Annotated in this window: 22 protein-coding genes and 1 riboswitch; of the genes, 12 read left to right on the top strand and 10 right to left on the bottom strand. The window is 40.2% G+C overall.

Features of this window, described 5'->3' with window-relative positions; all coding sequences use genetic code 11:
• The first annotated feature begins 169 nt into the window (after positions 1-169).
• The 5 genes from priA (at position 170) to AC3KVK_RS02385 (ending at position 5,370) form a co-directional block, all read left to right on the top strand.
• Positions 170-2,347: a primosomal protein N' gene (priA, locus tag AC3KVK_RS02405; RefSeq protein WP_490311027.1), complete on the top strand. Its 2,178-nt coding sequence runs from the start codon at positions 170-172 to the stop codon at positions 2,345-2,347.
• A gap of 144 nt (positions 2,348-2,491) precedes the next feature.
• Entirely contained in the window at positions 2,492-3,004 is a 513-nt protein-coding gene (locus AC3KVK_RS02400; protein WP_490311028.1) for an SPOR domain-containing protein, read from the top strand.
• Between the two features lie 80 nt (positions 3,005-3,084).
• Entirely contained in the window at positions 3,085-3,603 is a 519-nt protein-coding gene (gene hslV / locus AC3KVK_RS02395) for an ATP-dependent protease subunit HslV (protein WP_193332262.1), read from the top strand.
• Positions 3,604-3,615: 12 nt separating this feature from the next.
• The gene (gene hslU, locus AC3KVK_RS02390; RefSeq protein ID WP_490311029.1) at positions 3,616-4,944 is read left to right on the top strand and encodes an ATP-dependent protease ATPase subunit HslU; all 1,329 of its coding nucleotides are present in this window, start codon (positions 3,616-3,618) and stop codon (positions 4,942-4,944) included.
• A gap of 54 nt (positions 4,945-4,998) precedes the next feature.
• Positions 4,999-5,370, top strand: a complete 372-nt coding sequence (locus tag AC3KVK_RS02385; RefSeq protein ID WP_490311030.1) for a gamma-butyrobetaine hydroxylase family protein — start codon at positions 4,999-5,001, stop codon at positions 5,368-5,370.
• On the opposite strand, the gene AC3KVK_RS02380 is transcribed toward AC3KVK_RS02385, so the two are convergent.
• The 3 genes from AC3KVK_RS02380 to AC3KVK_RS02370 all read right to left on the bottom strand — a co-directional run bounded on the left by AC3KVK_RS02380 (position 5,367) and on the right by AC3KVK_RS02370 (position 8,874).
• Positions 5,367-7,247, bottom strand: coding sequence for a methyl-accepting chemotaxis protein (locus AC3KVK_RS02380; protein ID WP_490311031.1), 1,881 nt, complete (start codon positions 7,245-7,247; stop codon positions 5,367-5,369). The genes AC3KVK_RS02385 and AC3KVK_RS02380 overlap by 4 nt on opposite strands.
• Positions 7,248-7,318: 71 nt before the next feature.
• Positions 7,319-8,353, bottom strand: a complete 1,035-nt coding sequence (locus tag AC3KVK_RS02375; protein WP_490311032.1) for an MJ1255/VC2487 family glycosyltransferase — start codon at positions 8,351-8,353, stop codon at positions 7,319-7,321.
• Entirely contained in the window at positions 8,350-8,874 is a 525-nt protein-coding gene (locus AC3KVK_RS02370; protein WP_490311033.1) for a phosphatase PAP2 family protein, read from the bottom strand. The genes AC3KVK_RS02375 and AC3KVK_RS02370 overlap by 4 nt, the downstream gene beginning before the upstream one ends.
• A gap of 172 nt (positions 8,875-9,046) precedes the next feature.
• Here AC3KVK_RS02370 and rraA point away from each other — a divergent pair, with 172 nt between their 5' ends.
• Both rraA and AC3KVK_RS02360 read left to right on the top strand, forming a co-directional pair.
• On the top strand, positions 9,047-9,595 hold the full coding sequence (rraA, locus tag AC3KVK_RS02365; RefSeq protein ID WP_490311034.1) for a ribonuclease E activity regulator RraA: 549 nt from the start codon (positions 9,047-9,049) through the stop codon (positions 9,593-9,595).
• A gap of 3 nt (positions 9,596-9,598) precedes the next feature.
• Positions 9,599-10,654: a formimidoylglutamase gene (locus AC3KVK_RS02360; protein ID WP_490311035.1), complete on the top strand. Its 1,056-nt coding sequence runs from the start codon at positions 9,599-9,601 to the stop codon at positions 10,652-10,654.
• A 9-nt stretch (positions 10,655-10,663) separates the two neighbouring features.
• Here the strand turns inward: AC3KVK_RS02360 and AC3KVK_RS02355 are convergent, their stop codons facing one another.
• On the bottom strand, positions 10,664-12,451 hold the full coding sequence (locus AC3KVK_RS02355; protein ID WP_518526924.1) for an EAL domain-containing protein: 1,788 nt from the start codon (positions 12,449-12,451) through the stop codon (positions 10,664-10,666).
• A gap of 166 nt (positions 12,452-12,617) precedes the next feature.
• The gene (hutI, locus tag AC3KVK_RS02350) at positions 12,618-13,847 is read right to left on the bottom strand and encodes an imidazolonepropionase (RefSeq protein WP_490311037.1); all 1,230 of its coding nucleotides are present in this window, start codon (positions 13,845-13,847) and stop codon (positions 12,618-12,620) included.
• 136 nt (positions 13,848-13,983) lie between these two features.
• On the opposite strand from hutI, the gene hutC reads away from it, so the two are divergent.
• Complete coding sequence (gene hutC, locus AC3KVK_RS02345) at positions 13,984-14,706, top strand: histidine utilization transcriptional repressor HutC (RefSeq protein ID WP_490311038.1); 723 nt, start codon at positions 13,984-13,986, stop codon at positions 14,704-14,706.
• A 93-nt stretch (positions 14,707-14,799) separates the two neighbouring features.
• On the opposite strand, the gene AC3KVK_RS02340 is transcribed toward hutC, so the two are convergent.
• Together AC3KVK_RS02340 and AC3KVK_RS02335 are read right to left on the bottom strand one after the other, a co-directional pair.
• Positions 14,800-16,647: a TonB-dependent receptor domain-containing protein gene (locus AC3KVK_RS02340; RefSeq protein ID WP_490311039.1), complete on the bottom strand. Its 1,848-nt coding sequence runs from the start codon at positions 16,645-16,647 to the stop codon at positions 14,800-14,802.
• A 34-nt stretch (positions 16,648-16,681) separates the two neighbouring features.
• Positions 16,682-16,849: riboswitch (cobalamin riboswitch) on the bottom strand.
• A 137-nt stretch (positions 16,850-16,986) separates the two neighbouring features.
• Positions 16,987-17,469 (bottom strand): YajQ family cyclic di-GMP-binding protein, encoded by a 483-nt coding sequence (locus AC3KVK_RS02335; protein WP_490311040.1) that lies wholly within the window; start codon positions 17,467-17,469, stop codon positions 16,987-16,989.
• A gap of 170 nt (positions 17,470-17,639) precedes the next feature.
• On the opposite strand from AC3KVK_RS02335, the gene AC3KVK_RS02330 reads away from it, so the two are divergent.
• Complete coding sequence (locus tag AC3KVK_RS02330; RefSeq protein WP_490311041.1) at positions 17,640-17,987, top strand: VanZ family protein; 348 nt, start codon at positions 17,640-17,642, stop codon at positions 17,985-17,987.
• Positions 17,980-18,918, top strand: coding sequence for a ketopantoate reductase family protein (locus AC3KVK_RS02325; RefSeq protein WP_490311042.1), 939 nt, complete (start codon positions 17,980-17,982; stop codon positions 18,916-18,918). The genes AC3KVK_RS02330 and AC3KVK_RS02325 overlap by 8 nt, the downstream gene beginning before the upstream one ends.
• 60 nt (positions 18,919-18,978) lie before the next feature.
• Here the strand turns inward: AC3KVK_RS02325 and thiI are convergent, their stop codons facing one another.
• Complete coding sequence (thiI, locus tag AC3KVK_RS02320; protein ID WP_490311043.1) at positions 18,979-20,436, bottom strand: tRNA uracil 4-sulfurtransferase ThiI; 1,458 nt, start codon at positions 20,434-20,436, stop codon at positions 18,979-18,981.
• A gap of 288 nt (positions 20,437-20,724) precedes the next feature.
• Between thiI and AC3KVK_RS02315 the strand changes: the two genes are divergently transcribed.
• Both AC3KVK_RS02315 and AC3KVK_RS02310 read left to right on the top strand, forming a co-directional pair.
• On the top strand, positions 20,725-24,276 hold the full coding sequence (locus AC3KVK_RS02315; protein ID WP_490311044.1) for a methyl-accepting chemotaxis protein: 3,552 nt from the start codon (positions 20,725-20,727) through the stop codon (positions 24,274-24,276).
• 150 nt (positions 24,277-24,426) lie between these two features.
• Positions 24,427-25,278 carry a transporter substrate-binding domain-containing protein gene (locus tag AC3KVK_RS02310; protein WP_490311045.1) on the top strand — a complete coding sequence of 284 codons (852 nt, stop codon included), beginning with the start codon at positions 24,427-24,429 and terminating at the stop codon, positions 25,276-25,278.
• A gap of 33 nt (positions 25,279-25,311) precedes the next feature.
• Here the strand turns inward: AC3KVK_RS02310 and AC3KVK_RS02305 are convergent, their stop codons facing one another.
• Both AC3KVK_RS02305 and AC3KVK_RS02300 read right to left on the bottom strand, forming a co-directional pair.
• The gene (locus AC3KVK_RS02305) at positions 25,312-25,896 is read right to left on the bottom strand and encodes a YceI family protein (RefSeq protein ID WP_490311046.1); all 585 of its coding nucleotides are present in this window, start codon (positions 25,894-25,896) and stop codon (positions 25,312-25,314) included.
• A gap of 5 nt (positions 25,897-25,901) precedes the next feature.
• The gene (locus AC3KVK_RS02300; RefSeq protein WP_490311047.1) at positions 25,902-26,471 is read right to left on the bottom strand and encodes a cytochrome b; all 570 of its coding nucleotides are present in this window, start codon (positions 26,469-26,471) and stop codon (positions 25,902-25,904) included.
• Positions 26,472-26,551 lie beyond the last annotated feature (80 nt).

Here is a 26,551-nt window from a genome sequence, read left to right as displayed (position 1 = left end):
TAATAAATAAGAGAATATAATATTCACTTGAGATGCTTTATATCGCCTAGAAGCTGCAACTACATTCATGCAGATCTGTTGTGGCGCACAATAATAAAGGCCCTCGCATCTTTCTCTGGGTTGGGTATATAATCACGCTAAGTGATTGGTCAGACTGGTTTTCAATTCAATGAACATAGTAGAAGTTGCAATTAAAGTTCCACTCAATCGAACCTTTGATTACCTTGTTCCCGATACGTTAATGAATCAAATAGCGCCAGGCATGCGGGTTGAAGTCAACTTCGCCAATCAAAAAAAAATAGGCATCGTATTAAGTCAAAAAGATAACAGTGACTTTGCCATCGAAAAGCTCAAACCCATCAACAGCCTGCTCGATACAGCTCCGGTGTTTCAAACGCAACTCTTAAATTTACTGAAATTTGCGAGTCAGTACTACTGCTTCCCTTTAGGTGAAACACTGCAACTAGCTTTACCAAGCCTCCTTCGGAAAGGTCAATCACCCGACAAAACCAGTGTCACTTACCTTGAACTGACAGAAAAGGGATTGAAAAGCGGCGATCTTCGGGGCGCGAAACAACACGCATTACTTTGTCATTTAAAAGAATCTGGCAAAACCCCCATCACTGAAATTAAAGCGCTTGGTTTTGCAAGCCAGACCATCAAAAGTCTATTAACCATTGAAGTGGCTCATCAGTTTGTTGAATATGATAACCAATGGCAACAACACCCGTTAGAGATACATAAGCCGCTAACACTAAACGCAGAACAAGCGGTAGCATGTGCCGCTATCAAGCAAGTTCGGGGTTATCAAACATTTCTGATTGAAGGGGTCACAGGCAGTGGTAAAACTGAAGTTTACTTGCAAGTACTGGCCGATATTCTCGCAGCTGGGAAGCAAGCGCTAGTGTTAGTGCCCGAAATAGGTCTAACCCCACAAACTGTCAATCGGTTTAGACGCCGATTTCCAAACACCCCCATTATGCTTTGGCACTCAGCACTGAACGATAGTGAGCGCCTGCAAACATGGCGATATTGTGAACAGGGAAGCTGTGCAATAGTGATAGGCACTCGCTCAGCCATTTTTACTCCATTCCAGCATTTAGGTATGATTATTGTCGACGAAGAACACGATAGTTCATTTAAACAACAAGATAGCCTGCGTTACCACGCCCGTGATTTAGCCGCTTTTCGCGCTCATCAAGCAAATATTCCATTAGTACTCGGTACAGCGACACCAGCATTAGAAACTTTACACAAAGCACTTACAAACAAATATCAATTATTGAGCCTCAACCAACGCGCGCAGACCAGTACCGACAATCATTACCAACTTATTGATATGCGAGGCCAAAAAGAGCAAGCCGGTATCGCAACTAGTTGCCTCCCTATAATTGAGCAACATTTAGCAAAACAAAAGCAAGTGATGATTTTTTTAAACCGTAGAGGATTTTCCCCCACACTAATCTGCCATGAGTGCAGCTGGGTCAGTAATTGCACTCGCTGTAGCACCAGTGCGACTTATCATAAAAGTTCGCGTGCCCTAATTTGTCATCACTGTGGAGAACAAGCCCAACCGCCGATGCAATGCCCTGAGTGTGGGAGTACACAAATTTTCCCTGCAGGTAAAGGGACGGAGCAAATCGAAGAATTTTTAATTCAAGCATTTCCAGATATCCCCATCAATCGAATCGATCGTGATACCACCCGCAAAAAAGGCAGCCTAGAAAGTGCATTGCATGACATTAATACACCAGGTGCACGACTACTCATTGGGACGCAAATGCTCGCAAAAGGACATCACTTCCCAGATGTGTCATTAGTCATAATTCTAGATGTTGACTCAGGTTTGTACTCGTATGATTTTCGCGCCACCGAGCATTTAGCCCAGCTAATCACTCAAGTATCTGGAAGAGCGGGGAGAAGTGGCGAACCTGGTACAGTTTTACTCCAGACGCATTTTCCAGATCACCCACTATTACAAGACTTGATCAATAACGGCTACCAAGATTTTGCTCGCTATGCACTAACAGAAAGAGAAATCACGACATTTCCACCGTACTCCCAACTCGCATTAATTCGAGCTCAAGCCCATAACCCACAACAAGTATTAGCTTTTTTACATGACCTTGTTCCTGAAAGAATACCACCCGGTATTGAAATACTAGGCCCACTTCCCGCACCACTTGAAAAAATTGCAGGCCAATACCGATTCCAACTTCATATTCAGGCGCAAAACAGGGCATCATTGCACAGCTATTTACAACAACTCACCGCTTACTTAAATCAAAGCAAACTGGCTGCTAAAGTGAGGTGGCACATTGATGTCGATCCGATGGATCTTAATTAATCTAAAGCATGGTAAAAATATCCGCGTTGGCGAATTAATTTATATTTTCAATTCAAATGCATTAATACATCTGGATAGAAATGTATTAGACTATCGGCCAATTCTCTCGCTCTCGTACTAATTTTTTAATAAGTAATATTTCTTATGGCTCAACACGACTTCATCAATAAAAAGCGACCCAATAAAAAAGCGCCGCCTCCAAAAGCTAAACTGCCTATTGGTCTGTCTTTATTAGCCATTGTTTTAGTGTCTGGGCTGAGTTATGGGTTATGGTATATCACTCATAATAAACCCCCAGCGCAAGTGGCTGAACAAACTAAAGCACCTATTAAAGTGCAAAAAAAACCAGAAATAAAACCACAACCACCTAAGTTTATTGAAGAAATTAAAAGCCACGAAATAGAAGTGGAAGTGACTGAGCAAGAGCAAAAAGGTCCGTATGCTTTAATTTGTGGTTCATTTAAAACCAGCGAACGCGCTGAAACACAAAAAGCCATGATTGCGTTTCAAGGAATTAGCTCTGAGATAAGCCAATCAAAAAATGGCTATTATCGAGTCAAACTTGGACCATATAACACAAAACGCTTAGCTGAAAGTGATCGAAATAAATTAAAGCGAGCCAACGCTGCTCGATGTCAAATCCTTAACTGGTCTTGATTTTAACTTAACCACCCCCATCTCCCTCCTTAAGATAAATAAACGAGTGGCACCATCGCCACTCGCGTTAAGGAATTACTATGACGACGATTGTGTCAGTTCGCCGTGAAGGCAAAGTAGTCATCGCTGGAGACGGACAAGTCTCACTTGGAAATACAGTCATGAAAGGTAATGCACGAAAAGTGCGCCGTCTTTATAACGGCAAAGTACTTGCCGGTTTTGCTGGCGGTACAGCAGATGCTTTTACCTTATTTGAACGCTTCGAAAGCAAACTAGAAATGCACCAAGGTCATTTAACCAAAGCAGCAGTTGAAATGGCCAAAGACTGGCGTAGCGATCGCGCCCTTCGTAAACTAGAAGCTCTTTTGGCCGTTGCTGATCATACTGCATCATTTATTATTACAGGCAATGGTGATGTTGTTCAGCCAGAGAACGACTTAATTGCTATTGGCAGCGGCGGCGCATTTGCGCAATCAGCTGCCACTGCACTGCTCGAAAATACAGAGTTAAGTGCTAAAGAAATTGCTGAAAAAAGCTTAACTATCGCAGGTAATATCTGTGTATTTACCAACAACTTCCACACAATTGAAGAGCTTTAAGAGGATTTAGACATGTCTGCGATGACCCCTAGAGAAATTGTCCACGAACTGGACCAACATATTATTGGCCAAGCCAGTGCCAAAAAAGCCGTCGCTATCGCCCTTCGTAACCGCTGGCGTCGTATGCAATTACCTGAAGATTTGCGTGCAGAAGTGACACCAAAAAATATCTTAATGATTGGTCCAACGGGTGTCGGTAAAACAGAAATAGCCCGTCGTTTAGCTAAGCTCGCAAATGCGCCTTTTATCAAAGTAGAAGCCACTAAATTCACTGAAGTAGGTTATGTTGGTAAAGAGGTTGAAACGATCATCCGTGATTTAGCGGATATCGCGATAAAAATGACTCGCGAGCAACACACTAAAAAAGTAAAACATCGTGCCGAAGAAGCCGCTGAAGAACGCATATTAGAAGCTTTATTACCTAGCGCTAAAGATAACTGGGGAGAAACCCAAGAAACACGTGATTCTTCAACTCGCCAAGTATTTCGTAAAAAATTACGCGAAGGCCAGTTAGACGACAAAGAAATTGAAATTGATATTGCCCAGCAACCTGTTGGCGTAGAAATCATGGCACCTCCGGGTATGGAAGACATGACGAATCAATTACAAAGCATGTTCCAAAATCTGGGTTCAGATAAGCGTGCTAAGCGTAAACTAAAAATTAAAGATGCTTTTAAACTATTAATTGAAGAAGAAGCAGCTAATTTAGTTAACCCTGAGGAGCTAAAAGAACAAGCTATTCACGCTGTAGAACAAAATGGTATCGTATTTATTGATGAAATCGACAAAATTTGTAAGCGTGGTGATTCATCAGGCCCTGATGTAAGCCGAGAAGGTGTTCAGCGTGACTTATTACCACTCGTTGAAGGGTCAACAGTCACCACAAAACACGGCATGATTAAAACGGATCACATTCTATTTGTAGCATCAGGTGCTTTTCAAATGGCCAAACCTTCAGATTTGATTCCCGAGTTACAAGGCCGTCTACCTATTCGTGTTGAATTAGAAGCACTAAGCGCCAATGACTTTAAACGTATTTTAACTGAACCTCACGCATCTTTGACCGAGCAATATCATGCACTGATGGGCACTGAAGGTGTAAAAGTAGAGTTTAGCGACGATGCAATTGAGCGTATCGCCGAAGCTGCATGGCGTGTAAATGAAAAAACCGAAAATATCGGAGCACGTCGTTTACATACTGTAATGGAAAAACTAATGGAAGAAATTTCATTTGATGCATCTGAAAAGTCAGGTGAACATATGCTGATCAATGCTGAGTTTGTAAACAAGCATTTAGGCGCTTTGGTTGAAGATGAAGATTTAAGCCGTTTTATTCTATAATCCTAAAAAGCTGAGGGCAGCCTCAGCTTTTTTCTGCTTTAAAAGGTTCAAGTCATGCTCGTTAAAAAGGTCCATTATCATCAACAAGCAAAAACCTTAGATGTTTATTTTGATAATGATCACAGAGCCACGTTCAGTGCTGAATTTCTAAGAGTCCTATCCCCTTCTGCAGAAGTTAAAGGCCATAGTCCTGCAACCGCTACTTTAGTTGCAAATAAGAAACAAGTTACGATTAGCAAAATTAATCCGGTCGGGCATTATGCTCTGCGGTTAGTGTTTGATGATGGACATAACTCGGGATTATATAGCTGGCAATATTTTGAACATTTGGCTAAAAACCAAGATACGCTTTGGCAAGAGTACCTAAAAAAACTCTCTAGCAGCAATGCTACCAGAGAGCCTTTGATTAACATTAAAACCCTTTAAACTTTAAATTTAGCTATTGCACTGTGTAATACTTTCGCCTGCTCTGACACTTCTTCACTCGTATGCGCATTGGTCTCCGAATGACTGGCTGCTTGCTCTGCAATATCTCGGATCCTAACCACATTTTTATTCACTTCAGAAGCAACCAAATTCTGCTCATCAATGGCTGTGGCTATTTGTGTGCTCATGTCCATGATGGTTTGTACATTTTCAGTAATAAACTCCAATAATTCCCCAGCTTTTCTTGCTTGGTTAGCACTCTCATCACCTTGAGTACGACATTTATTCATCAAGCTCACAACTTCTTGAGTACGTTGCTGTAGCGTATGAATAATGCCTTCAATTTCTTGAGTCGAATCTTGCGTTCTTTGTGCCAAAGAACGCACTTCGTCAGCAACAACAGCGAAACCTCGACCTTGCTCGCCCGCTCGCGCAGCCTCAATGGCAGCATTAAGCGCCAGTAAGTTTGTTTGTTCAGCAATTGCACGTATTACATCCAGCACAGAACCAATTGTTTCACCATCTTTCTCTAGCTGAGAGACAACCTCAGATGCACCACCTAAAGAGTCTGTTAATTGAGATATTTGCGCTACTGTCGAGTCAACTTCTTTTTTACCTTCTAATGCACTTTCATTGGTTGTTTCTGCTTTTTTCGCTGCAGCTTCAGTATTAAATGAAATATCTTGAATCGTGGCTTGCATTTGTGTCGCGGCTGTTGCCACCATATCCGCTTCGTGTAATTGTTCCCTCATGCCATCACTGGTTGCTGCGGTGGTATTCGCTAAGTTTTCAGTTGCAACCCCTAAAATTCCAAGCGCTGTATTCACTTCAAAAATAAGGGTTTTAAAATCACCGATTAAACTATCAAAATCATTGGTCATGATCGAAATTTCATCTTTTCCAGATGAGCGAACACTGATACTTAGATTATTTTCTCCACGTATCTTATTAATCGTCTCACACACTTTATTTATCGGGGTGATAATAGATTTACTAGTAAAGAAAACCAAAAACATCACGATCGAACTGGCAACAATAAATACTGAAATGCTTAAAGTCTTAGCCAAAGCGATACCTTCATCAATACGCTGCTCGGTTAATTTAACTAAACCTCGAATAAATTCATCATTATCATTAGCACTGGTAGTCAACTCTCCCAGTTTTGCACTGCCAAGTGTCAGTCCAAGTGCCCTTTGAGCTTGCACTAAGCCTGAGAATTTTTGATGGTACACTTTTAATAATGCACTAAGTTGATTTTTATAATCACTTGGGAGTTGGCTTTGTGAAATAGAACTAGAAAAACTATCCACATTTTCGTTAAATTTAGTTAAGTACTTATCATCCAAACGCAGCATAAAGTCCTTTTCATTGCGTCTGAGCTGTAACATAGCACTCAGTAGCTCAAAATCATTTTGTTCTTTCAACAGAGTTTCTACTTCATGAACTGCAGCTCTGAGCTCACCATACAGTGCATCTTTGGGGTGCAATCCGATTGTCTTTTGCAACTGAACAACAGCTTCAAACACCTCATTATAATGAGATATCAAGTTTTTAAGTTTCTTGATGTCATCAAGCTCATAGCCTAAATCAGCAAAAATATTATTCAGAAGGGCCGCTTTTTCTTCAAGCTCTTTATATTTAAGTTCAAATAGCTCTAATTCTTGCTCTTCTTTAAAAAACAAAAAGTTTTTCTCATGTTTACGAAGTTCAAGCTGTGAAATGCTTAGCCCTTCGGTAACTTTGATCGCTTCTGTAAGCTTTGCCATACTATTCGTTTCATAAATTAGAACGATAAGTAATACAACCATTGCGATCCCAATTACTAAAGCATTAAGTTGTAACCGCAACTTAATTGAAAATCGCTGTAACACTTCCATAGAGTTCTACCTGTTTCGTTGACATTAAATAGATTATAGAAGGCTCTGATAAAACTGCTAATTCAAGTAAATTATAATTTCACATCTTGCCATAATTGTTTACTCAACAGACCTACCTCATCCCATTGCTTTTTGATCAGCCATTCGATTAATGGGGATGGATCGGACGGAAAATTGACTTGTTCGATATTAGGAATCAACAACCAATCTTCAAGTGCATCAGGGTCTAAAAACTGCATCACTTTAGCTAAACCAATATTACACAGCATATACGCATTCGAGCTCTGCTCAAATTGGCCAGATAAAGGCTTCAATAAAAGCTTTTTACCAAAGCGTAATGCTTCGCTTGAGAGCTCAAAACCAGCATTGGCAATTACACCACTTGAACTACACAAGTCACTTAAAAAGCCATTGCGCGACGGTTTTCGTAAGTGGATATGAGCCATGGATTGATCTTCTGCATCTGGGTGATAACAATAAAACTCAAAATGCGGGAAACCTCTTAATAACTCGACCACTTTGCTTAATGACTCAAAGGGAAGGTAAACGAGTACTTTATTTCTAACTGCAACAACCTTGGTTTCTTGATGGTTTTGACTAATAAATGGTGGAATAATATTACAAGCAAAAGGCTGCCAATGTACGCCCAAATACATATCTGCAGGAGCAAATTTACGGATCAGTGTACGTGTTAAAATATTACTCCCTATTACTGGGACTTTCGGCGATAAAAACGCAGCTTGATGACTCATCCCTATAACTGGTACATTTTGTTTTTTGGCCGCCCAAGCGCTAATAGGTTCAAAATCATTAAACACAAGATCATAACAACTTAAATCAAGTGCATTTATATCTTTAAAAAAGCGCTTTATCTTTGCTTGTTTGACTGTTTGCCAACCGTTCACTTTTCCAGCTTGGGTCACAAAAGTGAGGCCTGTCCGGGTTTGATATTCTCCAAAGGCTTCCATATCAAAGTAATCTGATGGATTTCGGCCTGAAAAAAGATAATCAACCTGAACATCATGCTGTTTAAATGCCTCAGCCATCACCCTAGCTCGTGTTGTATGACCATTCCCAGTCCCTTGAACACCATATAAAATTCTCATAACACTCCTGTGATTTTCATGCTTAAGTGCGCACACCCATAACCCATCAATGAACCAAGTACGATATCTAATGGATAATGCACCCCTAACATCACTCTTGATAAAGCCACCAAGCTCGCCCAAGTAAAAAATAACACTTCATATTGAGGTAAAAAGAAAGACACCGACGCAGCAAACACCCAAGCAGCAGCGCTATGGCCTGAAGGTAAACTAAACTGATCACTCGGAATGATAAATGACATCCCTCCTTGCCAATGACAAGGTCGCGTGCGTTTGAATACATTTTTGAGAAAATAATACAATGGCCGCTCAATCATGAAGCCCAGCAGTAGCACATTAAGTAAACTCAATGACTGTGGTTTGTTGAGGTAAAGTAACAAACCAGCAAAGGCAATATATACATAGCCATCGCCAGTTTTAGATAGGTTTACAAATAAAACTTGCCACCATTTGGGGGCATTGGGCTTAAATAACCCGCGAAAAATTGCGTGGTCCAACTCAGTGATTTTGACAAATATCATGGCTCACTCCCTTGCGTTTTACTTAAGCCTAATTGGGTCAAGTAACAATTACATGAAGATTTCAAGACATTAATATTTCTATCGAAAATCAGAGTTTATTTGATTGTATTGCGTCCAGACAAATGTATACTGAGACACATAACCTCATTAGCTAACACCTAAGGATCAGCTCATGCAATACAATACATCTGAGTTATGTGACCAATTTGCCGAAGTAGTCGATGTACTCGAACCTATGTTCGTAAATTTTGGTGGCAGAACCTCATTTGGCGGACAAATAAAAACCATCAAATGTTTCGAAAGCAACCAATTGATCCGTGATGCGTTGGCTAATGATGGTACGGATTTAGTGCTATTAATTGATGGCGGCGGCTCCACTAGAAGGGCATTGATCGATATTGAATTAGCTGAACTAGCACTCGAAAATAATTGGGAAGGCATCGTTGTTTATGGTGCAGTTAGGCATGTTGATGAATTAGATGAGCTCGATATAGGGATTCAAGCAATCGCCTCCATTCCGGTTGGCGCAGAAGATAATAATAATGGCGAATTAGCTGTTCCTGTCAATTTTGCAGGGGTCTCTTTTTATGAAGACGATTACATCTATGCTGATAGCACAGGTATAATCATATCTGGGGAAGATCTTGAAGCTGATGAAGATGAGTTTGATTCAGAAGATGAGTTCGACTCTGAAGGTGAATTTGATTTAGAAGATCGCTAATTCATGTCCTTCAAGTTAAATATTTACACCGAAAATGATATTGCGCCATTTATCAGCCCGCGAGAAGGTGAGCAGAAAATTGGCCAATCTCTCTTTTATATCAATACTCAAGTAGATTTCACTCAAGCACTGAATGATGCCGCACAATTTGGCATCAAGTATGTATTAATTGGGATCCCAGAAGATATTGGCCCTCGTGCTAATTGTGGCAATGGGGGGGCTGATTTTGGTTGGCGCGCATTCTTAAGCCGTTTTTTAAATATGCAGGCTAACCGCTTCTTTGCTAGTGAACAGATTTTACTACTTGGAGAGATTGATGTTAGCTGTATCATGGCTCAAAGTGCAGGGCTTGATCCACATTCAGTTCAAGATTTAAATAAACTACGTCAGCTATGTAGCGACATTGATGACGTTGTTGAGCCAGTATTAACGGCAATTTTCAAAGCTGGGTTAGAGCCGATTGTCATTGGTGGCGGTCACAATAATAGTTATCCTTTATTGCAAGCGCTTGCAACAAGCACTCAGACTCAAGTTAGTGCAGTCAACCTTGACCCTCATGCGGATTTTCGTTCAATTGAAGGACGTCACAGCGGTAATGGATTCCGCTACGCGTATGAACGTGGATATCTGAGTGATTATCATGTCATAGGTTTGCACGAACTGAAAAACAACGAGGCTATTTTCAGCGCGTTAGAAGAAGCTAGGTTTACTTTTGACTCCTATCAAACTATAAAAGTGCGCCAAACTCTCACATTTCAAGATAGTTGCTCGCTTTTTAAATCCAAAGCAATAAAACAAGCCCGACCTTTAGGGGTTGAGGTTGATGTGGATAGTATTTCTCACATGCCGGTTAGCGCATTTACAAATTGTGGGTTTAGTGTCAACGAAGCTGAGCAGTTTGTTTTTAATATGGCCACTATACCAACTAGCCGTTATCTTCATCTGTGTGAAGCCGCACCTAAAACTCACCCTGCAGGCCTCAATCAAGGAATGAATGAAGCGGGTCAAATATTAAGTGCTCTCGTTTATGCGTATTTGATGGGGCGTCAAGCTCAATAAGTTTGATCCTTAATACGGCAACTGATCCGCATCAAGCTTGTGCTGCCACTGATTTAACCAAGCAGTGATACCCACCACACTTAAAGGTCGTGTAAATAAATACCCCTGAGCACCATCGCACTCCAATGTCTCTACAAACTCGAGTAAGACATTTGAAGCTACACCTTCAGCTATCACCTGCGTGTCTAAATTGTTGCACATACTTATAATGCCACGCAAAAGGTTGCGTGAGTTCGTATTTTGGCTAAATTCAGCAATTAAAGCATCATCAAGTTTAACATATTGCAGTGTTAATTTTGGTAACTGAGTTAACAACAACGGACTTACACCCAGATCATCTAAGCAAACCGGAGTGCCTAGATTTTTAAGCCTTTTTAATATCGCGGCTCCCTTGTCTTCTAAATCAAGCAAAACTCCTGCAGGACACTCGATAATTAAATTCTTTGGGTTTAAATGATGAATCTCAATTAGCTGTGCCAAATACTCAACCATTTCATCCTGAAACAACTCAGGGCCAAATAAATTAACACTAACAGGTACCTGTAAGTTTTCTATTTTTAGCATTAAAGAAATTTCAGCGGCTTTTTCTAAGACCCAACGTGTAACTTCATAAGACAACCCTGCCATGCGTATTTCGTTCACAAACGCAGCGGCATCAAGTAAGCCCTTGTCTGGGTGTTGCCATCGTAATAATAATTCAATAAATAAGACTTTATTCGTTTTTAAATCAATGACCGGGTGAAAATACAACTGAAATTCATCATTAAAATTAGCATTAGCCAAACGCATAATTTTTTCTAGTTGAGCTTCTCGTACTTGTGACATATCTGCCTGATAATCCACTAAGATGTCTTGTTGCTTCACCGCCATCTCAAGTGCCAAATAGGCATGTTTAATAATTTTCTCCACATCAACAGATTCAGAGGAACATTCAACAGGGACCATCGCTGCTTTTAACTCTGTATTGAGGGGACAGCCTTTAATAACGACAGGCTGACTTGTAATGCGCGCTAACTCGTTAATGAGCTGCTGATAACGATATTGCTGAGATAAATCTTTGACTATAAAAGCAAACTCTACGCTATTGAGACGCGCAAATCTAAAGTCATTTTGTTGATCCAACGATAAAAGAGAGTCATCACTCAAAGTGGTTTTAATACGTGAAATAAGTTGAACTATCAACAAATCACCAAATTCATGGCCGAGTTTATGGTTAATTTCACTGAATCCATCAAACTTAAATAATACAAGCTGGCATTTTTCTTTACGCGATTGTGCCATTAAGCTGTGTTTAAATATCGCCCTATCAGGCACAGTTATAGTTGGAACAGATTGCTCCACCAAGTTTTCATCGGCACAGTTTAACTGTCCTTTTTCAATACTTAAATCAATTAACAAACATTGTAATAAGAAGAACGCGATGGGGCCAAGAGCCAAATAATCAATACTAAATGAGAACCATGCGACCCCGATAATAATCAACAAGAAACAACCTAACGCGACATACCCCGCAACTGCACTTTGGCTATAACGCCGATTATCTTTTAACTGAAAAACTAACTCAGCAACAATAGCTAATATAGGTAAAGCAATGAGCTCAACTTTATGGAAACTTAAAAAAGCCAGAGAAGTGACTCCAGCCGCAATATTTAAGATGCGTGTAATTAACCCCTGATTCAGCTGCGTACATAACAACCAAGAAATCAGTAACATGCCCGCAATAAAGCTGGTCGGATTAAATACATTTAACTGTTCACTGGCCGATAAATCTACTGTAAAGAGACTTAACGCTGTCAAAGTGAACCACCTCAAAATACCCATGTTCCTTCCCATTTAAGCTAAGTTGCACGTATTAACTAATTTTGCTAGTTCAATAGCTAACTCACGGTATAAACGTTCAAATTAAGCGATACAAAAAGAGCAATATTACAATCAACAAAGTTAACCCATTATGAATAGACAATTAATGAATTACCATTGTTTGCCCTTCTATCCACAATTCAACCAAAGGATTCACCCCAAATTGATAAGCTAACTCTGCTGGATGCTCAATATCCCACAACGCTAAATCGGCAGTCATGCCAACTTTTATAACACCTCGATCATTCAAACCAAGTGCTTTGGCAGCATGCTTTGTCACCCCTTCAAGTGCTTGCTCTGGCGTCATGCGAAACAAAGTACAAGCCATATTCATCATCAGTTTTAATGAGCAAATCGGTGAAGTGCCGGGATTAAAGTCTGTCGAAATAGCTATGGGGACTTGGTATTGCTGAAGAAGCGCCAAAGGAGGGAGCTGAGTTTCTCTCAACACATAAAATGCGCCCGGTAACAACACGGCTACAGTTCCCGCTTCCGCCATAGCCTTCACACCAGCTTCATCTAAAAATTCAATATGATCGGCTGATAACCCAGAAAATTCAGCTACAAGCTGCGCACCGGCTAAATTTGATAACTGCTCTGCGTGGAGCTTAACTGGTAAACCCAATGCCTTTGCTTTTTCAAACACGCGACGGGTTTGTGCATTACTAAACCCAACTCCTTCACAAAAAGCGTCGACAGCATCAGCTAAGCCACGTTGTGCGACCTCTGGCAACATGACCTCACAGACATAATCTATATACTCATCTGCTCGGTCTTTATACTCTGGAGGCACGGCATGAGCGCCTAAAAATGTTTTTTGTATAGTGATCGGGTGATGTTGATTAAGTAACTCTGCAACTTCAAGCATTTTTATTTCGTTTTCAAGGTCTAAACCGTAGCCTGATTTGATCTCTACTGTGGTTACACCTTCCTTGAAGAGCGTTTGCAAACGTTTATTTGCAGCAACGAACAATGTTTCGGTACTTGCACTGCGAGTCGCTTTTACAGTCGAAACTATCCCACCACCTTGAGCTGCAATCTCCTGATAAGAGACACCTTGCAACCGCATTTCAAACTCTTGTGCTCTAGAGCCTCCAAAAACTAAATGAGTGTGACAATCAATTAACCCCGGAGTCATCCATTTTCCCTTAGCCGATAAAACGGGGGTTGTCAGTGCATCAAATTTGGGTAAATCTAGCTGTTTACCTAACCATGCAATTTTTCCATCTTTGAATGCGATTGCGCCATCCTTAATCGCACCATAAGCACCGCCAACATTGGTATCGAGAGTCGCAAGGTTCACATCAATGATGACCTGATCGAAAATATGCATGTAAAAAATCCAAAGTAAAAGTTAATTGTATCAAGTCTAACAACACGCCTTGTATATACAAGATCTCTGTGTCATCTTTATTTGTAATGCTCAAAGTATATGGCAAATTCGCCAATTAAACACAGGAAATCCTATTATGTTGGAACCTAAATTTGCCCAAATAAAACAACATATTATTAGCAAAATTAAGTCAGCTCAATGGGAAGAACATTCAAAAATTCCATCAGAAAATGAATTTGCCGAGCAATTTTCTGTCAGTCGGATGACCGCTCGTCGAGCACTTACTGAACTGTGTGAAGCAGGGATTTTAACCCGAAATCAAGGTCTGGGCACATTTGTTGCTGCCTTTAAATCACAATCGTCATTACTTGAGATTCGAAATATCGCTGATGAAGTAAAAGATCGAGGGGGCCAATACAGTTGCTTGCCCATTACGCTTGAGTCAATCTCTGCAATCGCTCCTATCGCAATTGCCTTAGGGGTGGAGATCGATAGTCTCGTCTATCATTCTGTGTTAGTCCACCTAGAAAATGAAATCCCACTTCAAATAGAAGAACGCTTTGTCAATCCCGAATTTGCGCCTAATTACTTACAACAAAATTTTGAGCTAACAACACCACACGAATATTTATGTAAAGCAGCCCCATTAACCGAAGCGAAGCACACAGTTGAAGCGATTAGCCCGAATGCCGAAATGTGTAATTGGCTCGCGCTTTATAATGAAGAACCTTGCTTACAAGTTATCCGACGAACTTGGTCATCCAGCGGTATTGTCAGTTTTACCCGCTTAGTCTCACCTGGAAGCAAATACCGCCTTGGTGGGCATTTAACGTTTAAAAAAAATAAACCCAAAATATAAACTTCATACTAACAATCGATTAGATGACTTTCATAAACTAAAAAGCCCCACCTCGCATCAACGTGGTGGGGCTTTATTACAACTCAAATTTGATTAAAAACTGTAATTAAGGCCTACATAGAGTCGACGACCTGCACCCACGTAATTTGAAGTGATTTCACCCGTTTGCCAGTTTGTTCCTGCGACATTGGTAAAATACTCTTTATCGAATGCATTTTCTAAACGTGCATTAAGCTTGATATTATCAACAATGTTATAATTTGCGCTGACATTCCAAACCGTATAAGACTGCAGAGGTGTTTGGTAATAACTTAAACGATCTGAGCGATATTGCATTTCAACCGCAATATATAAAGCATCGATTTGTTTTGACACAGTCCAATTAACAGCATGCTTAGGTCGCAAAACTAATTGTGTGCCTGTTTGCTCATCTTTGGCATCAAGATAAGTAAAATTAGCATTATTATCAAATCCAAATAAGCTAAACTGGCCACTCAGTTCAACCCCTTCAAAAACCGCTTTAGCGACATTTTCAGGTCCTTGTACCCATTGGATCAAGTTATCAATATCGTTTTTAAATATCGCTACGTCAAACTGGCCCTGTGCTAAATTAAGATTAAAGCCAAGTTCACTATTGGTTGACTCTTCTGGCTGAAGATCTGGGTTTGTGCCCCAAATTGAACTGGCATTATTGAAGGTTGGCGCTTTAAAGCCTGTTCCATGTGTTGCTCGAAACATGCCAATATCCGAAACGGGTAATCCAACGGCAACATTATAAGTATTATTTACTCCAAAATCAGAGTTATCATCACGACGGACAACCGCATTGACATTTAATGCTTGTGAATCAAAATACCCACCAACATAGACACCGAGGTTATGACGAGTTTCATCAGTAAAGCCTGATTGAGGTTGTTCTGGGCCTGCCCACGCATTTACTGAATCACTTAAATCTTCATTGTTCCAATCAATACCACCCGCTAAATCCCATTCTGGATTAATATTAACTGCAAGCTGATAATTAGCTTCTTCGCGATTCGTTTGATAATTACTTGGTTTATGCCATGCAGTGGGCACTTGCATCGTATTAAACTCTTTATCTTTGCTTTGACTTAACTGTAATTGATGATCAAAAGATCCAACTGACTTTGTCCAGCCTAATAAAGTATGAAATTTTTCGAATTCTTGAAGGTCGTCGCCACTGCTATCATACTCAACGTCACCTTCACTATACTGAGTGATGAACTTGAACTCACCGAACTCTGCTGTTTGAAAACGCGCATTGATACCCAGATTTTGATTTTCATACCCATCACGATCTAAATCTTGATTCGTGGTCACATCAAAACCATCGGTTTTTTCAACACCTGCATTTAACACCACCGAGTAGTTTTCGCCGTTAAGTGCACCTGAAAATTGCAAATCAGTATAATTATCTGCGCCACTCGTAAAGGCAGCTGACGAGCTATCTCCTGTTCGGGTAATAATATTAATTACACCAGCTAACGCGTCAGAACCATACCAAGCCGCTCGAGATCCCTTCACTATTTCAACACGCTCAATCGAGTTAAGCGGCACAGTCGATAACGATTTATACCCTAAAGAAGCAGAGCCAACACGTATTCCGTCAATCAAAACTAAAGAGTGGCTAGAGCTAGCACCACGGATAAATAAGCTTGCGTTTTGGCCTTGGCCACCGTTACGCACAATATCAATGCCACCTATACTTTGAAGTAACGTTGGCAAGTCTCGTGCATTTGCTTTATCTATATCATCACGGGTAATAACATTCACGGTTGCCAATACATTTTCAATCGATTGTTCAATTTTATTGCTGGTTACTGTAATTGTTTCGATTGTATCTTGGGCAAGTGTTGAAGTTGCCCAAAAAGAGGTGACAGCTGCCGCAACGGCTAATGTAGCTTTTGATTTGTAAAACATGGTATCTCCTTGTGCCCACCGCACAAATTGTAAGTAACTAAATGAAATTAAGGCCGGTCTCCGGACTGTCGGATAAAAAATTATTTTATCTCGCTCACCGTTGCGGGGGCAGTGTTGGATTATGGCGCACCAACTTCCCGATTATCCTAAAAAGCGTTCATTGCAATGAAGCTTGATTAGCACCTTAATTAAGGGCTCAGCTTAATTATCAGGATCCTAAAGATCGCTGATAGTCGCTATTTGCGCGTATTGTGATGATATTGAGGACGAATGTCAATGGACGTATAGATGTCTAAAAGGCAAATTAACGAAGCTAACTTGCCTTTTCGGATCTGAGAATTAATCGCGGAAGTTTTTAAACTGGAACGGCTGGCCTAGTTCTGAAGTACGAATAAGCTGCATTGCTTCTTGTAAATCATCACGCTTTTTACCTGTTACGCGCACTTCTTCACCTTGAATAGAGGCTTGCACTTTAATTTTAGAATCTTTAATCGTTTTGACTATTTTCTTAGCCATATCTTTTTCGATTCCTTGCTTTAGTGCAACATTACGCATCACATTTTTACCTGCGCGTGTAATATCTTGCAGCTCTAAACTTGCGACATCTAGACCTCGTTTTGATATTTTATTTGCTAAGATATCAAATAATTGCATAACTTGTGGGTCAGCTTCTGCTTTCAGCTTAATTACTTTATCATTTAATTCAATTGATGCATCCACGCCGCGAAAATCAAAACGCGTTTCTAATTCACGATTAGCGTTATCAACCGCATTTTTCGCTTCACTCATTTCAACTTCAGATACAATGTCAAAAGATGGCATAGTTTTCTCCTCAAAAATATTGCAGCGATTATACCCAAGTCGCGTTGAAATGCGAATATTGAGCCTGACAACACATGAAGTGATTATTGCAAATTGAGTTACAAAAAAGCAGCAGCGTCCTTCATTTTGTTTGATATACTGGCTCACATTTAAAATCAAGAGCCCAAATTGTGAGTCGTCGAATTTATCAATTAGTGTTTTTTATAGCTGTATTGTCATTTACAGTCTTGTTTGCCAAGGAAGTCAAAGGTGGGGTCATGTTATTCCCACATATCGATAAAGTTGCACATTTTGGCATATTTTTCATTTTGGCAGGTTTGCTTGCTCATGCAATAAAAGCGCCTATTTGGGTGTATATCATTGTGCTTGCGGGTTATGGCGGGATTGTTGAGATCATGCAGCATAACCTTCCCCACCGCCAAGCATCTTTGGGTGATTTTATCGCTGATACAGTGGGTGCTCTAAGCTATTTTGCAACGGCATATTGCTGGCACAAATATGTGAAAAAAGATGCCTAGCATTCATCCTACAATTCACATAATAGGAAAAGGTGCTATCGGTTTATTGTATGGTTACTTTTTACAAACCCAGTACTCAGTGACACTCTGTTTAAGAGATACACCTACACTTAAGCATTTTAATTATTGGCGAAATAATCAATACACCCCCTTTTCACCCAAACTTGAACAACTTGATAGCCCTGATGAAATAGATTACCTCATCATTCCTACCAAATCATTTGGAGTTTTAGAGGCATTTAATGCAATTAAACCTCGGTTAAGCAAACATGCGATCATTATTTTAAGTCATAATGGTATGGGCAGTATTGAACTGATAGCCCCTTTATTAACTGGCCAGCAGCAGCTGTTTTTCCTCACGACAACACAAGCCGCATATAAGCAATCAAGCCAAGATGTTATACATACAGGTAAAGGAGTGAGTAACTTAGGCGCAGTCAATTCGGCAGCCAAAACAAATCAAAATAAGGTGTTTAAAAGCCTGAGTGCAGCAATTCCTGATTTGCACCTAGTCGATAACATTGAGCAACTCTTATGGCAAAAACTCATTATCAATGTCGCCATTAATCCGCTTTCTGCGATTTATCAAGTTAAAAATGGTCTGTTGACACAACCCCACTATGCCAGCCAAGTATTTAATTTAGTTCATGAAGCCTATCAACTAGCACGAGTTCAAGGGGTGAAACTTGAATTACATAAAATACTGTATCAGGTTTATAAAGTGATGCGTGACACTGCGGACAATTTTTCCTCTATGAATCGTGATATTGCGGCGGGACATCCTTCTGAAATAGAAGCTATCTGTGGTTATATTGTGCATTTAGGGCAGCAATACCATATACAAACACCGTACAACCTGGAGATGCTCAAACGAATTAACCATTATTCAAATGCAAAAAAAAACGCACCTGACGGCACGCTTTTACATTAATTTCAGATTATCCCAACACGTATTTTTACACCAAAAATACGTGTTGGATTTTAAGCGCCCTTATGGACGATAAACTTTGACATTCGCATAACCATTTTCATGTAAAATCAACGCTTGCAGCTGACTCATAACACCTTTAGCACAATATAAATAATATTCTTTATCTTGAGGCAAATCGCCAAACTTAGTCGCTAATCGGAAAAATGGAACATGGACTACTTCAATCCCTTCAAGATCGAGCGGATGTGCATCTTCTTCTTCCGGAGAGCGAATATCAACAACCACTGCGCCAGAAGGCAAATCAGATACTGACTCAGCCTCTTTTACTTCTTGCTTTGCTTCAACTTCAATATCACGAATATCCATAATTCGTGCGTTATAAACAACAGTGTCTAAGATATCTAAATCAAATTTCGTTTCTTCTTCGATAATTTTTTCAAGTTTAGCTTTCACTGTTGGCTTTTTAGAGATTACACCACAATACTCTGGCATCGCTTCCGCCATTTCTGCGGTACCAATTTGGCGGGCAATATTAATAATCTCTTGTTTATCATGCTGAATAAGCGGTCGTAAAATTAACGTATCAGTCACTTGATCAATAACACTTAAATTTGTCAACGTTTGGCTAGATACTTGACCTAAACTTTCACCAGTAACCAGCGCTTCGACACCCATCTTTTTTGCAACCATGCTTCCAGCACGCATCATCATACGCTTGAGCACTACGCCCATTTGGCTGTTTTCAATATTCTCTAATATCTCAGCAACGACCGGTTCAAAATCAACACTGATGAATTTCACTTTATGTGTTGAGCTAAATTGCTTCCAAATATAGTGACTTGCTTGCTTAACACCGATTTCATGCGCTGCACCACCTAAATTAAAAAACAAGAAGTGTGTACGAGCGCCTTTACGAATCATTTGATAACTGGCCACACCAGAATCGAAACCACCCGACATCAGTGAAATCACATCTTCTTGCGTCGGTAAAGGAAAGCCAGCCATACCAAAATGAGTTTGTGTGATGATGTAAGCACGTTGATCTTTAATTTCGATTTTAACCGTTTCTTGTGGGGCTTTCAGTTTCACCTTTGCACCCGGCACATTTTGATTTAACCCCCCCCCTACATAGCGCTCAACATCGCTAGAGGTAAAATCATGTTTACCTTGTCGCTTACAACGTACACAGAAGGTTTTTCCTGCCACCACCTCATAATTGAGCTTTAATGTTGCTTGATAGATATCGTCGAGCGTCTCGAAGGCGACTTCTTGCACTTCAATGAATTGCACAATCCCCGGAATGCGTTTTAACCCGTCAATTAATGCTTCTCTTATCGCTAAATCTTCACTATTTGATACAACACTAACGTTATCGTAGTTATTTACAATTTTGACTTTTTCGTCAATTCTGCGCATTACTATTTTAACGTTATTCTCTAATAATTTAGTAAAACGTTTACGGACTGAACGACTCTTAATCGAGATCTCAGGGTGCAATTTAACAATAAATTTAAACATCTCATTTACTCACTCGGCGACAAGCGCGCGATTATAGCAAATGTGGCCCAAGGTAGGAAATATGTTATGACCTAAGCCATCACCATCGCGCATTTCTACTTACCTGCAACTCTTCCTCTAAAAAGCTAAGACTTTAAAATCAATTGAGTAAAACACGGGTGTCAAAACCTATTTACACCGCAACATAAACAATAAAACAACAAGTTGAACGTTTTTCATACACAAGTATTTAATTGTTCCTATACTGACTCTTGGAACACATTGGAATTCAACAGAAAGGGAATTGGCATGTTTAACTTTTTCAATCAGCTGACATTACAGAAAAAACTAACCTCTTTACTCATTTTTATCGGTGTGTGTCCGGCCATTTTTTTAGCCATTATGGCACTGTATAATTCAACAAGTGCGATACACAACATCAAAGGTGAAAACCTTTCAGCGATAGCAAGCCTAAAAGGTAATGCTATCGAACGCTATTTTACTCAAGCCACTCAACAACTTAAAAACCTGTCACATCAGTCTTCAATCAAAAAGGCCATTACTGATTTTAAGGAAGGGTTTACTCAAACCCAGCTTATTGATGATTCATTACTCAAGCAGTTTTATACTGAAACATTTGCCTCTGCTTATCAAAATAAGACCGACCAGGTAATCGACAGCAACGCCCTTTATTTAGCGCTTTCGCCTCAAGCCAAACAGTTACAAAATACGTACATTAGCAGCAGCCCTTATCCTTTAGGTGAAAAAAACAAACTCGTAAAAACCAATCAACAGAATCTTTATGAACATGCTCATCAACAATACCATCCTGACTTCTCTACTTTTGTAAGTGATTTTGGCTATTACGACTTATTTTTAATTGACGCGCGCAGCAGTGATGTTATTTACAGCGTGTACAAAGAAATCGACTTTGCAACCAATATAAACAATGGCCCCTACAAAGCCAGTGGATTAGCCCAAGCTTTTAAACAAGCACTGACAAAACAACCCGATGAAGTCGTGATGATTGATTATCAACCTTACACTCCGTCATATTCGGCTCCGGCAAGCTTTATTGCGACCCCTATTTATCAAGACGCAACCATTCTTGGGGTGCTTATTCTGCAACTCCCCTTAGATCAAATTACGCAAGTGATGCGTTCAGATTACGGGTTAGGAAAAACGGGTGAATCCTATCTGGTTGGCACAGATATGAAATTAAGGTCCGACAGTTTTTTTGATCAAACCATGACTGTGTCCCAATCATTTTCTCAACAACGTAACAAGCTTGAAAACTTAGAAAGCATTCGTAATGCACTCGCTGGTAATGATGGAGTATTAAATACGATTAACTATCAAAATCAGGAGGTCATTACCGCGTATCAAAATGTACATGTTGCAGGCGCTCAATGGGCGCTCATTGTCGAGCAAAGCCAGTCGGAAGCCTTTACCTTAGTCAATAATCTCACCATAATTTTTGTGATCAGTTTATTCGTCGCTACAGGTTTAATTGCGCTTTTAGCCTTTAAATTTGCTGCTAGCATCGCGATGCCAATCAAACAATTATCAGAATTTCTACTCACTCTCAAAGAAAAATGGCAGTTTTCTATGCGAGCTCCGGTGCATGGTAACGATGAGATAGCACAAGCAACTAGAGCGCTCAACGAAATGCTTAGCTCTTTACAAAGTGCTGTAGGTGATATTAATCAAACAATGTCCAAACTCGCTGATGGTGAGTTTAAATCTCGCGTCACCGTCGAGGTCGATGGTGATCTCAATACTCTAAAATCAACTATTAACACATCAGCCTCCAGTATTGATTGTGCCATTGATGAAATCAGCGATGTAATGAATACCATGCGCAATGGTCATTTCGATAAAACCACAACAATAAAGTGCCGAGGTCAATTAGCAAGTCTGACAGAAAATGTAAATTTAACCGCGCAAGCACTCGGGCAATTTATTAAAGAAGGCTCTTTTGTAATGCAACAAGTAGAGCAAGGTTTATACACTCACAGAGTAGAGCTGCCTTGCAAAGGTGACTTACAGCATTTTAAAGAAGCTATTAATTTGTCCGTTGCAAATACTGAACGCGTCATCAAAGAAATAGTCAACGTAATGGGTGCGATAGAACAAGGCGATTACAGCCAATCTATAACGTGTGAAGCGAAAGGACAACTGGCGCACTTAAAGCAAGCAATAAACGAATCAGCCAGCAGTACCTCTACGGTTATTTCTGGAGCGGTCACAGTAATGCAGTCGCTTTCGCAAGGTAATTTCAATGTCAGCTTAGATACACAATGCAAAGGTGAATTAAAAACGCTACAAGATTGCATCAACCGTGCAGCTCATGACACCGACAAAGTGATTTCTGACATCATCTGCGTGATGAAAGAAATCGAGAATGGCCACTTTAATAGCCAAGTGCAGAGCCCTGCAAATGGGCAGCTTGCTGAATTAAAAGTTGCGATCAATACCTCAGCTAATGCAACGTCCTCGTTTATTACCGATGCAGTGATCGTTATGCAATCCTTATCACAAGGAAACTTTACCCATCACCTCACCGTCCCTGCAAATGGCGATTTAGCGACCCTAAAAGAGTGCATAAACACAGCTGCAACCGATACTAATACTGTGATCTCAGACATCATTAGTGTAATGAAAAAAGTAGCTAAAGGAGAGTTTGAGCAGCAGGTAGCGGTTGCTGCAACAGGCCAATTACTCGATTTAAAAAACAATGTGAATCATGCTGCTGCACAATGCGATCAAGTAGTGCATGCCGTATCTGAGGTGATGCAAGCGCTAGCCATAGGTCAACTTGATAAGCGGATCCATATCCAGAGCGATGGTGATTTTGAAAAACTCTTTTCTGCAGTTAACACGACTTCAGACACCCTATCAACTGTATTTGGTGAAACAAAACAAGTAATGGAGGCCGTTGCAAAAGGCAACCTGACTCATAATATTTCATATAACAGCCATGGCGAATATAACGCAGTAAAACAGAGTATCAATGAAACAGTTAGTAACCTTGTTGCCATGATTGAAGATATCCATCAGACCGCCGATATTGTGACGCAAAGCGCACAACAATCTTCTCATGAAACAACAGAAATCAACCAAAGCGTATTTCAACAGGTCGAAAACCTTCAAACCATCAGTAACGCTATGAGTGATATGAGCCAAGCGATAAACAACACAGTGACACAGACTGAACAATCAATGAACCTATCAGTCAAAGCCTATGACTTTGCAAACAATGGCGAACAAGTTGTTGCTAGAGTAGTCGATGCAATGCAAGATATCAATCAATCAGCTCGAAAAATGTCGAGTATTATCAGCACAATTGATGAGATTGCATTTCAAACCAATTTACTGGCCCTCAATGCAGCGGTTGAAGCAGCACGCGCTGGCGAACAAGGAAGAGGATTCGCTGTGGTCGCCTCAGAAGTGAGAAGCCTCGCTCAACGCTCTGCAGCGGCTGCAAAAGAAATATCGGTGTTAATTAAAGAATCAGCCAGTAAGGTCAAACTTGGCGTTGAACTCGCGACCGAATCCGGTAGTATTTTAAAACAAATAACCGTATCAAGCCATGAAGTGAAGGATGTAATAGATTCTGTGACTCGCGCAATGCAACTGCAATCAGGGCAAGTTTCGTCGGTCACACAGTCAGTAGTGAAAGTTGATCGCGGAGCACAAGAAAACGCATCTCTTTTAAACAACTTAGCTAACAACTTTGAACAAGTGGAAAGCCAAGCAGACGCATTACAAACGTTAATTAACAAGTTTAAATTAATCGAGCATGACGTTATATCACTCGAAGCACCTAAGCCAAGTCATACACAAAAGCTCTTAGCCTAACTCCTTCAAAGAAAAGTGGCGCCGGTTATCGCGCCATTTTTTTGCTTACTGAAAACTTTAAACCATACTTACGATGAACTCGCCAGTCTGTAATGCTAATGAACGGTATGAGCACGTATCTAACTTTAATGACCAATCGTAGGAGAAAAAATGAAGTGGTTCTTTCCTCTTTTATACATCTTCTACTCACCTCTTTCCTTGGCCAATGAGCAAATCAACTGGTTAATTGTCGATTTTCCGCCTTATTATATTAATACTGATAATCACGAAGTATTAGGTAGAGATCGAGGTGTGATTGCATTGTTACAAAAGCAGCTCCCAAGTGTAGATTTTACCTACCAAGCCATACCTGGTAGCCGCTTAATTCATGATCTTAGCAACCCTGATAATCAATTTTGTTTTCTATCTTTATATAAAACTCCAGAACGTCTGAAGAAAATTGCATTTACTCACTCACCATCTACATTTGGCATGGCACCAACAGTGATGATGCTGAAAAAAAGTGCGCTGAAGTTAAATTTAATATCTCAAACACACGTTTCTTTAAAGCAATTACTCACCGATGAAAAACTGACGTTAGGTGTCTCCCCTAACCGTTCATTCGGTAACAAACTCGACGCCATAATCAATCAAGCCGTATCGACTCAAATAATCAACCGAGCTGGAATGGATATCTTAGAAAATCTCATTATGATGCTGTATAAGCAACGCCTTGATATTGTGCTCGGTTACCCAGATGAAGAAATGTACCTCGCTCAAAAGCATCTTATTAATAAGGAGCTCAGTATTTTTCAACTGAATGAAGCTCCTACCTATAGTCGCGGGTATATTGGCTGTACAAACACCCCTGCAGGAGTTGCTCACATTGCTTTATTGGAAAGCGCCTTACTGAGAGTTTATAAAACAGAGCATTACCAAAAGGTGTTAACTCGCTGGCTTCCGCCATTATTTCACCCGCAGTTTAACGAATTCCTTTTAGAAGCAACACGAGCAACACAATAAATACATGATTGCTCGTTGATTCGCGAAGCCTTGTTATTGCTTAATCCCTTCAATATGCATCTCAATCTCAACATGGGTCGATGCAGGGCCTAAATCATAGTTAATTCCATAGTCGGTTAGTTTTAAACTAGTTTGCCCCATAAACCCAGAGCGGTATCCACCCCATGGGTCCTGGCCTTCCCCTACTTTTTCTATTGGGAAACTGATTTCTTTACTCACCCCATGCAGCGTAAAAAGACCTGTGACTACCCCTTTCTGCTCACTATCAAACTGAATCTTTGTGCTAGTAAACGTGGCTTTTGGGTATTTACTGACATTTAAAAAGTCCTTACCTCTTAAGTGCTTATCACGTTCTGCATGATTAGAGTCAATACTCGCGGTGTCAATCTCAATCGAAATAGTTGAGTCATTCACTTTTGCGGCATCGTAACTAAACTGACCATCAAACGTATTAAACCGGCCATGTAACCAGCTGTAACCCAGATGCTTTATCTTAAAATTAACAAAAGCATGCGCACCGGCTGTATCAACTTTGTATTGTGCTCCATGAGCTTGCAAGCTAGCAAGACTCAATAATGTACCTGCCGCTAACGATAGTCTGATTAGTGTATTTTTCATTACCTTCACTCCTGTCTATTTTGTTTAATTTTTACCATTCGCAATAATGTGCGATCTTTATCAATAAAATGGTGTTTGAATGCACCTAAAGCGTGAACCGCAATCAGTGTCATTAAGCTCCACGCTAACCAAAAATGGATTTCACCGGCTACATCTTCTTGTTGATCAAACGAAAAAGGCAAAGCTGGTATCGTTAGCACGCCAAATACATCAATAGCTCGCCCATCCGCAGTCGAAATTAAAAATCCGGTAACTACAATCAAAAGCATTAAAATATACAGGAGTAAATGAACATACTGAGCAATGCTAGCAAGTGCTTTTGCAGAAGAACTCTTTGAATAGATAACATCTGGTGCGATATTAAAGTAGCGCCATACGACCCGAATGAGCAATAGTAAAAACACACCAATACCCAGGCTTTTATGCAAATCAAGTGAGCCCTTATACCAAGCGTCGTAATAAGTTAGCTCCACCATATACAGGCCTAGTGCAAATAAAAATAAGATGGCTACGGCCATTAACCAATGCAAAGCAATCGACACAACCCCGTATTGGTGTGATGAATTTTTTAACATGCAACCTCCATAATCAACACCATCAGTGTACGGAGATTAAAAATTAAAAAAATAGCTAATTTAGAAAAACAATTGTGCGT

It is taken from the genome of Pseudoalteromonas sp. J2K-J979, from assembly GCF_058169715.2.
This window is presented reverse-complemented; position numbering and strand designations above follow the sequence as displayed.

Coding starts and splice junctions, on each gene's coding strand:
- priA (WP_490311027.1), top strand. CDS start 170: ATGAACATAGTAGAAGTTGCAATTAAAGTTCCACTCAATCGAACCTTT.
- AC3KVK_RS02400 (WP_490311028.1), top strand. CDS start 2,492: ATGGCTCAACACGACTTCATCAATAAAAAGCGACCCAATAAAAAAGCG.
- hslV (WP_193332262.1), top strand. CDS start 3,085: ATGACGACGATTGTGTCAGTTCGCCGTGAAGGCAAAGTAGTCATCGCT.
- hslU (WP_490311029.1), top strand. CDS start 3,616: ATGTCTGCGATGACCCCTAGAGAAATTGTCCACGAACTGGACCAACAT.
- AC3KVK_RS02385 (WP_490311030.1), top strand. CDS start 4,999: ATGCTCGTTAAAAAGGTCCATTATCATCAACAAGCAAAAACCTTAGAT.
- AC3KVK_RS02380 (WP_490311031.1), bottom strand. CDS start 7,247: ATGGAAGTGTTACAGCGATTTTCAATTAAGTTGCGGTTACAACTTAAT.
- AC3KVK_RS02375 (WP_490311032.1), bottom strand. CDS start 8,353: ATGAGAATTTTATATGGTGTTCAAGGGACTGGGAATGGTCATACAACA.
- AC3KVK_RS02370 (WP_490311033.1), bottom strand. CDS start 8,874: ATGATATTTGTCAAAATCACTGAGTTGGACCACGCAATTTTTCGCGGG.
- rraA (WP_490311034.1), top strand. CDS start 9,047: ATGCAATACAATACATCTGAGTTATGTGACCAATTTGCCGAAGTAGTC.
- AC3KVK_RS02360 (WP_490311035.1), top strand. CDS start 9,599: ATGTCCTTCAAGTTAAATATTTACACCGAAAATGATATTGCGCCATTT.
- hutI (WP_490311037.1), bottom strand. CDS start 13,847: ATGCATATTTTCGATCAGGTCATCATTGATGTGAACCTTGCGACTCTC.
- hutC (WP_490311038.1), top strand. CDS start 13,984: ATGTTGGAACCTAAATTTGCCCAAATAAAACAACATATTATTAGCAAA.
- AC3KVK_RS02340 (WP_490311039.1), bottom strand. CDS start 16,647: ATGTTTTACAAATCAAAAGCTACATTAGCCGTTGCGGCAGCTGTCACC.
- AC3KVK_RS02335 (WP_490311040.1), bottom strand. CDS start 17,469: ATGCCATCTTTTGACATTGTATCTGAAGTTGAAATGAGTGAAGCGAAA.
- AC3KVK_RS02325 (WP_490311042.1), top strand. CDS start 17,980: ATGCCTAGCATTCATCCTACAATTCACATAATAGGAAAAGGTGCTATC.
- thiI (WP_490311043.1), bottom strand. CDS start 20,436: ATGTTTAAATTTATTGTTAAATTGCACCCTGAGATCTCGATTAAGAGT.
- AC3KVK_RS02315 (WP_490311044.1), top strand. CDS start 20,725: ATGTTTAACTTTTTCAATCAGCTGACATTACAGAAAAAACTAACCTCT.
- AC3KVK_RS02310 (WP_490311045.1), top strand. CDS start 24,427: ATGAAGTGGTTCTTTCCTCTTTTATACATCTTCTACTCACCTCTTTCC.
- AC3KVK_RS02305 (WP_490311046.1), bottom strand. CDS start 25,896: ATGAAAAATACACTAATCAGACTATCGTTAGCGGCAGGTACATTATTG.
- AC3KVK_RS02300 (WP_490311047.1), bottom strand. CDS start 26,471: ATGTTAAAAAATTCATCACACCAATACGGGGTTGTGTCGATTGCTTTG.